This window comes from uncultured Sulfitobacter sp. (assembly GCF_947502895.1).
Taxonomy (GTDB): Bacteria; Pseudomonadota; Alphaproteobacteria; order Rhodobacterales; family Rhodobacteraceae; genus Sulfitobacter.
Genome location: NZ_CANNBM010000008.1, coordinates 71,040 through 78,843, shown reverse-complemented (window position 1 = coordinate 78,843; position 7,804 = coordinate 71,040). Strand labels below are relative to the sequence as shown.

Below are 7,804 nucleotides of genomic sequence, written 5' to 3'. Positions count from 1 at the left end.
CCCATTCTTGCCAATTGCCGCACTGGGACAGGCTCGGCCACCCTTAGGTCTTTGGCGGATATCTTGAGCATAACAAAAGCGGCAGGGTATGACATGAAAGGCGTTGTGTGGTGCATTGGGAATGGTGGTAAAACGCCAGTGGACCAAGCGGATGCATCCTTTGACATTGTGATTGTAGGGGTTGGTTGAGACGCTGGGACGCAATGGTGTGACGTCCAACTACCGATACGATATGGCACCTTAAACGTGGGAATTGGAGCTAGGATAAAATCCGGGCGCGGGATTTTCACACAACCCCCGATGCCGATCAAATGCGCAGATGCGCCGCAAAAGGCTACGCTTGCGGTCACCATCATCGTGGCTGTTTTATCATTGGTGGACATCAAGACCCAGCGGCACAGCAGGACCTATTCCAAACGCGATTGTTGTGACCGTTTTGCTCACGCTGGGGCTTGGTGTTGATCTGGGTGTTACGGCTGGCGCGATCCTGTCGCTGCTGCCCATCTGCCCGTTGTCCATTTGTTGTTGGCACCCTGCATCGGCCCACCATAGAGTTTCGTATTAGAAAGATCAGAAAGAAACAGAACCAATTGATCGTGACGGCTTTGCAGCAGCGTTTTGACCGTCTCCCAATCTAGATGCGCCTGCCGCTGGCGCAGTTCGGCATTATAACGTTTAAGGTCATTCCACTTGTAGCCCTTTGCTGGAAAGAAAACCTCTTTTCCAGCCATGCCGTCATTGTACCAGCCCAAGAATAGATCAATCCAATGTGCGCGATGGCCGATCACATCTTTGATCGACACATCGTCCTCACCTTTCTCTGATTGTGCCTGATCCAGCGATGCGATCAGTTTTTGCAGTTTGGCAAATTCTCTCTCTGTCAGGTTGATCAGATCATCTTTGTTGGTGCAGGCCATTCCGGAATCCCTAATGCGCCAAAAGCAGCGGAAGATCAGTCTGTTCAATCATGGTGCGGGTGGTGCCACCCAGAACAGTTTGGATTATCCGCGCGTGACCATAGGCCCCCATCACAACCAAATCCGCGCCGAATTCAGTTGCGCGATCCTGAATGGCGCGCCCGATCTCAAGGCCACCGCTAGGGAACTGAGAAACCGTTACGGTGCAGCCATGATGGCTGAGCCATTCGGCCACATCAACGCCGGGATCTTGACCGTCTGCCGCAGCCGTCATCACGGGATCAAAGCAGGCAATCACAACCTCGCTAGCCTCTTTCAGATAGGGTAGGGCGGCATGCACAGCCGCCGATGCGGCCTCATTGCTGGTCCATGCGACGAACACACGATCAGCCTTCTGGGCGACCGTCCCATTCAAACGAAGGCCAATGGGGGAGTGAAACAGGACACCCGCGACGGCTTCACGCATGACATCCGGATCGTCGCGCAGATTGGCAGCGAGGAACGCTTCGTCGCTGACACGGGCAAGCCGCGAAACGTGGTGCTTCACATCCAACGTTGCACAAAGGACGGAGTGGACATCGCCAGAGGCATTGCTTTTCGCAAGGATTGCTTCAACAGCATCAACGCGGTCTTTCCGGGCCTGCTGTGCTTCCTCGACCTTTTCGCCCCAGTTGTCAGGGATGTTCATTCCGCCATACGGAGGCACGCCGTATGCATATATCGGCAGCGCAGGGGCTTGACCCAGCAGCAAACAGACCAGATGCGTGTCATCCAATGCGGCAGCTTCGGCTGCCTGCGCGATCTGGGCGTCGGGTGTTTTTGTGTTCAGTACAAATAGTATCGAGCGATAGTGCATTGTTGTCTCCGTTCATCAAAGTGACCGGCCAATTGACCGGAGCAGTCGCGATTATGGTGTCACATCGCGTTGTCGCCCGACTGACAAAGATCAAACGAACCCGTCATCGCAGATGGCAGTATGCTGCCAGATGAAAGCATGCGAACGGTAGGCAAATGGATTTCAAAGACTACTACAAAGTGCTGGGTGTCGCGCAGGATGCAAAACCTGATGATATCAAGAAGGCGTTTCGCAAGGCGGCGCGGAAGTATCACCCGGACATCAACACCGGCCCGAACGCGGAAGCGAAGTTCAAGGATGTGAACGAAGCCTACGAGGTGTTGAAAGACCCCGAACGCCGCGCAGCCTATGATCAGATGGGTCAGGAACCGCCGCAAGGTCAGGGACGGTATCAGCCGCCGCCAGACTGGGAAAATGAATATTCATTTTCACAGGGTGGACCGCAAGAGGGCGAAGGCTTCAACGATTTCTTTGAAACGCTCTTTCGGCGTGGCGGCGGCCCGACAGGTGGCATGGGTGCCAAACACGGGGCTGATAGTCATGGGCGGATCGAGATTACGATCGAAGAGGCGTTTAAGGGGGCCTCGCGTACGCTCAGCCTCAGATCGCCGGTGTTGGGGCCGGATGGCCGTGTCACCCTGCAAGACCGCACCATCGCGGTTAAGGTGCCCAAAGGCATCATGGAAGGTCAGCACATTCGGCTTGCAGGGCAAGGCACTCCGGGCGCGGATGTAGCCGGTGATCTGTTCCTCGAGATCAGTTTTGCCCCGCATCCTGTGTACCGCCCCGATGGCAAGGACCTTTATCTCGATCTGCCCATCGCCCCATGGGAGGGAGCACTTGGCGCGCGTGTGACAATGCCCACACCTGACGGCAAGGTCGATCTGCGCATTCCTAAAAATGCACGCGCGGGCCAGAAGCTGCGGCTCAAGGGAAAGGGCCTGCCAGGGCAGCCAGCAGGTGACATCTACGCCACCCTGAAAATCGTTAATCCAAAGGCCGAAACAGCTGAAGCACGCGCGTTCTTTGAGAAAATGGCACAGGAAATGCCCTTTGATCCGCGCGCCAATTTAGGAGGTTAGATCATGAAAAAAACGACCCAGCACAGTGAAATTGTGGATACGCTAACCCTGCAAGACCTTTGCCGCTTTTGTCAGGCAGATGAGGCTTGGGTGATTGAGTTGGTCGAGCATGGTGTGCTTGACCCCGTAGGCGGAAACAGTGGTAACTGGCGCTTTGTCGGGACCAACATTGTGCGGGCGAAAAAAGCGCGGCGCCTGAACCGCGATCTGGGCGTTAACGTTGCTGGTGTCGCGTTGGTGTTGGACTTGCTGGAAGAACGCGACGCTGTGCTGCGCCGGTTGGCACAATACGAGATGCCCTAAAACCTGCGTTCAGGTCTACAGACTGACCCTTGTGCCTGTGGTCCCGTTCATCAGCCCTGTGCAATCTGACAACCTTCCAATGGCAGCGAACCCGGTAGTCGATGTCGCAAAATCACATGCGGCTTCAACCTTGGGGCCCATTGATCCTGCTGGAAAAGACATTGAGGCCAATTCCTGTGGTGTTGCATGGCTGATGATCGCTTGATCCGGTTTTCCCCACTTAGTGAAGACGCCTTCAACATCGGTGAGCATCAGGAAGGCATCGGCATTCAATTCTCGTGCGAGAAGTCCGCTCGCGTGATCCTTGTCGATCACGGCCTCAATTCCGATCATCGTGCCGTCCGGTTTCTGGACAACAGGGATACCTCCACCTCCCGCACAGATGACAATAACCTTTTGCTCTAACAGCAGGTTGATAACATCCAGTTCCAAAATGCGCTTGGGGCGTGGTGAGGGTACGGTACGCCTGAAAAAAGCACCGTCTTTGCCAATGGTCCAACCGCGTGCAGCACTGAGCTTTGCGGCCTCAGCTTCTTCGTAAACTGGTCCGATAAATTTCGTTGGGGCGTGGAACGCCGGATCGCTTGGGTCGACCTCAATTTGGGTCAGTATCGTCGCGTATTTCGCATCGGGCGCGTAGGCGTTGTCCAACTCTTGTTGTAGCACATAGCCGATCATTCCGTCGGTTTCCGCTCCAAGTATGTCCAGCGGGAAAGGCCCGCCCTGTAGCGCCAGATACCCCACTTGCGGACCATTGCCGTGGGTGATGACCACCTCATGACCTGCCTCTAAAAGTTTAGCCAATGACTGCGCAGCAACGCGAATACTGGCGCGTTGACCGATCGCGGTGAGCGTCTCACCCCGCTTCGACAAGGCGTTTCCGCCCAAAGCAACAACAATTCTCATCTAGGACCCCAAAGTTGCGACCAGAACGGCCTTAATGGTGTGCATGCGGTTTTCGGCCTGATCAAAAACGATAGAGGCGGCGCTCTCGAATACGTCTTCGGTGACTTCCATCGCATCGAGACCGAAAGTGTCGCGGACGTGTTGGCCTACTTCTGTTTCGGTATTATGAAATGCGGGCAAGCAATGCATGAATTTGGTGTGGGGATTGCCAGTCATTTTCATTACCTCTGGGTTCACCTGATAAGGCATCAGCTGCTTGATCCGCTCGGCCCAAACCTCCTCTGGCTCACCCATCGAAACCCAGACATCAGTATAGACGACGTCACATTCGCTGACGCCCTGCTGCACGTCTTCGGTCAGCAAAATACGTGCACCTGTCAACTTGGCCTCGGCCAAGGCCCCGTTCACGATTGCTTTGTCTGGCCAAAGCGACTTTGGACCACACAGGCGCACGTCCATTCCGAGTTTCACAGCCCCGATCAGTAGGCTATCGCCCATGTTGTTGCCCGCGTCGCCCATGAAACAGAAGGCGATCTGGTTCAGTGGTTTGTCGATATGTTCCATCATTGTCAGCACATCAGCGAGGATTTGGGTTGGGTGAAACTCATCCGTCAGCCCATTGTAGACGGGGACGCCAGACCATTGCGCAAGCGTTTCAACAATGTCTTGCCCAAAACCACGATACTCGATCGCGTCATAGACTCGTCCCAGCACGCGGGCAGTGTCCTTGATGCTTTCCTTCTTGCCGATGTGACTGCCGGACGGCCCAAGATACGTGACATGCGCGCCCTGATCGTGGGCGGCGACTTCGAACCCTACACGGGTGCGGGTCGAGTTTTTCTCAAAGATCAGCGCGATCTCGCGGCCCTTTAGGGTCTGCCGTTCGGTACCAGCATATTTTGCGGCCTTCAGATCAGCGGAAAGCTTTAGCAGGAATTTGATTTCCTGCGAGGTGAAGTCGCGTAAGGACAGGAATGAACGGTTTTTGAGGTTGAAGGACATATGCTTACTCCACTGGATCGCGTGAAATGGGACAGGTCATGCAATGGCCACCGCCACGCCCGCGGCCAAGTTCGGCACCACGGAATGTGATCACCTCAATACCTGCTTTGCGTAAAAGCGTGTTGGTGTGGACGTTGCGGTCATAAGCCATCACGACACCTGGCTCTAACGCGACAACGTTGTTGCCGTCGTCCCATTGTTCGCGCTCTTGCTCAAAGTGATCGCCACCCGTGCCGATGATGTGCAGGCTGTTGATGTGCAGGGCTTCTTGCACGGCATCGAAGATATGGCCGGGATCTTCGACCACCTTCAACGCATTTTTGTCGTCAGGGTAGAGGGAGTAACATTTGATCTGGTCCGCCACCTGAGTGAAGCTGGTGACGGTATCGTGGTCGCAGAACGAAAATACCGTATCAAGGTGCATTGCAGCGCGAGATGCTGGCATTTGGCAGGCGATGATGCGCTCTGCCACGCCTTTATCGAACAACGAGACGGCTAGTTGCCCCACAGCTTGCGGTGTTGTGCGCTCGCCCATTCCGACCATCACGCAGCCATTCCCGATGGGCATAACATCGCCCCCTTCGAGGGTTGCGGGTCCAAAATCCTGATCCGGGTTGCCCCACAAAATTTCAGCGTGACCCCTAAAGAAGGGATGGAACTTGTAGATCGCGGCTGCAATCAGCGTTTCCTGCTGCCGTGCGGGCCAGTGCATTGGGTTCAGGGTGACACCGCCATAGATCCAACATGAGGTATCGCGGGTGAACATGAGGTTTGGCAGGGGCGGGAGCACGAAGCCATCAGGGCCGAGAAACCGACCAAACATGCTGTGCGGTGCGAAGGGTAGATCGCTGACCGTGATACCACCTGTCAAAAACCGAGTAAGCGCAGCCGCCGGTAGCTCGTTCAGCCAATGACGCAGTTCGGTCATCATGCCGACGCCGATGTGGTCCTCGGTGATCTTGCGATCCAGCAACCAGCGGCGGGCCTCGGGTTGGTCCAGAACTTCTGTCAGCAGATCGTGCTGTTCCAGCACTTCAACACCCCTATCACGCATCTTGTCGCAAAACGCGAAGTGATCCTTGCGTGCTTCATCGACCCAGAAAACATCGTCGAACAACAGGGCGTCGCAATTGCTGGGCGTGAGCCGTTCATGCGCAAGGCCGGGGCGAGAGACCATGACTGTGCGCAGATTGCCGATTTCGGAATGGACACCAAGAGGGGCGGTCATAGCATCACCGCCGCGCTCAGCAGCGTCATGGACATGAGTGACAAGATCACCAGCAAAGGCCAAACAAACCTGAGCCATATGTTATAAGGGATGCGCCCAATGGCGAGGCCACCGACGACGACCGCATAGGTGGGAGCGACAAGGTTGGTGATCCCGATGGCGGTTTGAAACGCTGTGACGGCGAGGTCGCGGCTGACACCAGCGAAGTCCGATAGCGGTGCCATGATCGGCATCGACAATACGGCCAGGCCGGAGGTGGAGGGGACAAGAAAGCTCATGAGTGCTTCGATGCCAAAGAGCGCATTGATAAAGGCGACCTCTGACATGCCGGTGATCCAGCCCTCAAACGTATGCAGGAACGTATCGGTGATGCGGCCCTGATCCATGATGATGACAATCCCGCGCGCAAGGCCAATGACCAAAGCCACGCCAAGAAGGTCTCGTGCGCCGTCGACAAAGGCATTTGTGAACACTTTTTCGCCCAGCCAACCCAAAGTGCCGATGACAATTGATGCCGCGAGGAACAAAGCTGACATCTCAGCCATCCACCAGCCTTGCGAGGACACGCCCCAAACCATTGCAACAAAGGTTGCGGCAAAAAGGATCAAAATCAGGCTCTGGATACCCGTCAGCGTCTCATTTTCAGCGGGTGCGTGCTTTTGAAGGAAATGCGCCTCGTTCTCGTCTTTCAAATGAGCAACGAGAGAGCGAGAGGGATCAAGCCGCACCCGCTCAGCATAGCGCATCACAAAAGCGACGGCCGCGAGCCATGACAGGCCAAGGATCACAAAGCGAAGGGCCATCCCTTCGGTAAAAGCGATGCCCGCCGCGTTAGAGGCAATAGCAGTAGAGAACGGGTTGATCGTGGAGCCAATTACACCAACACCCGCACCCAGCATGATGATAGCGACACCCGTCAGTGCGTCATAGCCTGCAGCGATCATGATCGGGATCAGCAACACATAAAACGCGAGCGTTTCTTCGGCCATACCGTAAGTTGTCCCGCCTGCGGCGAACAGCGCCATCATGATCGGGATCATCCATTTTTCACGTCCTTCCAGCTTACGCATGGCCTGCGCGACGCCGGTGTTGATGGCACCGGTAGCTGTCACAACGCCAAGGAACCCGCCGACGATGAGCACGAACAATGACACATCAATGGCGTTGGCGGTGTAGGATGAAGGATCGTAAAACCCTGCGATGGGTGCCAGCAACACGTCAAAGAACCCCTGCGGTGACGCCTCAACCCTGGCGTAGGTACCAGGGACAGGGACGTCCTTGGACAATGCCGTATTGGCGATGCGTTCATATTCCCCCGCCGGCACGATCCACGTGAGCGCGGCCATTGCAACCACGAGGGAAAAGAGAATCGTGTAAGCGGTTGGAAAACGGCTGGGTTTCTGCGGTTCAGGATCGGAGCCGAAGTGCGGTGACATGACCATCTGAAATACCTCTCCTTAGGATGCGGTTTTCATTATCATGGGGTAAACGTCAGAATGCCGATTGAGAT

The 7,804-nt window shown here is 55.6% G+C and carries 8 protein-coding genes and 1 pseudogene; 3 read left to right on the top strand and 6 right to left on the bottom strand.

The features are described 5' to 3' along the window. Positions 1-336 (top strand): annotated as a pseudogene (locus Q0903_RS18755) (hypothetical protein); the annotation flags it as partial. A 134-nt stretch (positions 337-470) separates the two neighbouring features. Here Q0903_RS18755 and Q0903_RS18750 read toward each other — a convergent pair. Continuing rightward, a complete protein-coding gene (locus tag Q0903_RS18750) occupies positions 471-917 on the bottom strand; it encodes a ClbS/DfsB family four-helix bundle protein (RefSeq protein ID WP_299417806.1) in 447 nt (148 codons plus the stop codon). 10 nt (positions 918-927) lie between these two features. Beyond that, a complete protein-coding gene (locus Q0903_RS18745) occupies positions 928-1,773 on the bottom strand; it encodes a universal stress protein (protein ID WP_299417805.1) in 846 nt (281 codons plus the stop codon). Positions 1,774-1,928: 155 nt separating this feature from the next. Here Q0903_RS18745 and Q0903_RS18740 point away from each other — a divergent pair, with 155 nt between their 5' ends. Both Q0903_RS18740 and Q0903_RS18735 read left to right on the top strand, forming a co-directional pair. Beyond that, on the top strand, positions 1,929-2,855 hold the full coding sequence (locus Q0903_RS18740; protein WP_299417803.1) for a DnaJ C-terminal domain-containing protein: 927 nt from the start codon (positions 1,929-1,931) through the stop codon (positions 2,853-2,855). Between the two features lie 3 nt (positions 2,856-2,858). Then, positions 2,859-3,158 carry a chaperone modulator CbpM gene (locus tag Q0903_RS18735; RefSeq protein WP_299417801.1) on the top strand — a complete coding sequence of 100 codons (300 nt, stop codon included), beginning with the start codon at positions 2,859-2,861 and terminating at the stop codon, positions 3,156-3,158. Positions 3,159-3,173: 15 nt separating this feature from the next. Here the strand turns inward: Q0903_RS18735 and arcC are convergent, their stop codons facing one another. From arcC to Q0903_RS18715, 4 genes are read right to left on the bottom strand one after another with little or no spacing between them, the layout of a single operon-like run. Next, positions 3,174-4,064, bottom strand: coding sequence for a carbamate kinase (arcC, locus tag Q0903_RS18730; protein ID WP_299417799.1), 891 nt, complete (start codon positions 4,062-4,064; stop codon positions 3,174-3,176). Next, positions 4,065-5,066 (bottom strand): ornithine carbamoyltransferase, encoded by a 1,002-nt coding sequence (gene argF, locus Q0903_RS18725; RefSeq protein ID WP_299417797.1) that lies wholly within the window; start codon positions 5,064-5,066, stop codon positions 4,065-4,067. Positions 5,067-5,070: 4 nt separating this feature from the next. Continuing rightward, entirely contained in the window at positions 5,071-6,294 is a 1,224-nt protein-coding gene (gene arcA / locus Q0903_RS18720; RefSeq protein ID WP_299417795.1) for an arginine deiminase, read from the bottom strand. Continuing rightward, entirely contained in the window at positions 6,291-7,736 is a 1,446-nt protein-coding gene (locus tag Q0903_RS18715) for a YfcC family protein (RefSeq protein WP_299417793.1), read from the bottom strand. The genes arcA and Q0903_RS18715 overlap by 4 nt, the downstream gene beginning before the upstream one ends. Between the last annotated feature and the right edge of the window lie 68 nt (positions 7,737-7,804).

Excerpts from the sequence above, each read along its gene's own strand:
- Q0903_RS18715 (WP_299417793.1), bottom strand. The coding sequence starts at position 7,736 with ATGGTCATGTCACCGCACTTCGGCTCCGATCCTGAACCGCAGAAACCC.
- Q0903_RS18735 (WP_299417801.1), top strand. The coding sequence starts at position 2,859 with ATGAAAAAAACGACCCAGCACAGTGAAATTGTGGATACGCTAACCCTG.
- Q0903_RS18745 (WP_299417805.1), bottom strand. The coding sequence starts at position 1,773 with ATGCACTATCGCTCGATACTATTTGTACTGAACACAAAAACACCCGAC.
- arcA (WP_299417795.1), bottom strand. The coding sequence starts at position 6,294 with ATGACCGCCCCTCTTGGTGTCCATTCCGAAATCGGCAATCTGCGCACA.
- Q0903_RS18750 (WP_299417806.1), bottom strand. The coding sequence starts at position 917 with ATGGCCTGCACCAACAAAGATGATCTGATCAACCTGACAGAGAGAGAA.
- argF (WP_299417797.1), bottom strand. The coding sequence starts at position 5,066 with ATGTCCTTCAACCTCAAAAACCGTTCATTCCTGTCCTTACGCGACTTC.
- Q0903_RS18740 (WP_299417803.1), top strand. The coding sequence starts at position 1,929 with ATGGATTTCAAAGACTACTACAAAGTGCTGGGTGTCGCGCAGGATGCA.
- arcC (WP_299417799.1), bottom strand. The coding sequence starts at position 4,064 with ATGAGAATTGTTGTTGCTTTGGGCGGAAACGCCTTGTCGAAGCGGGGT.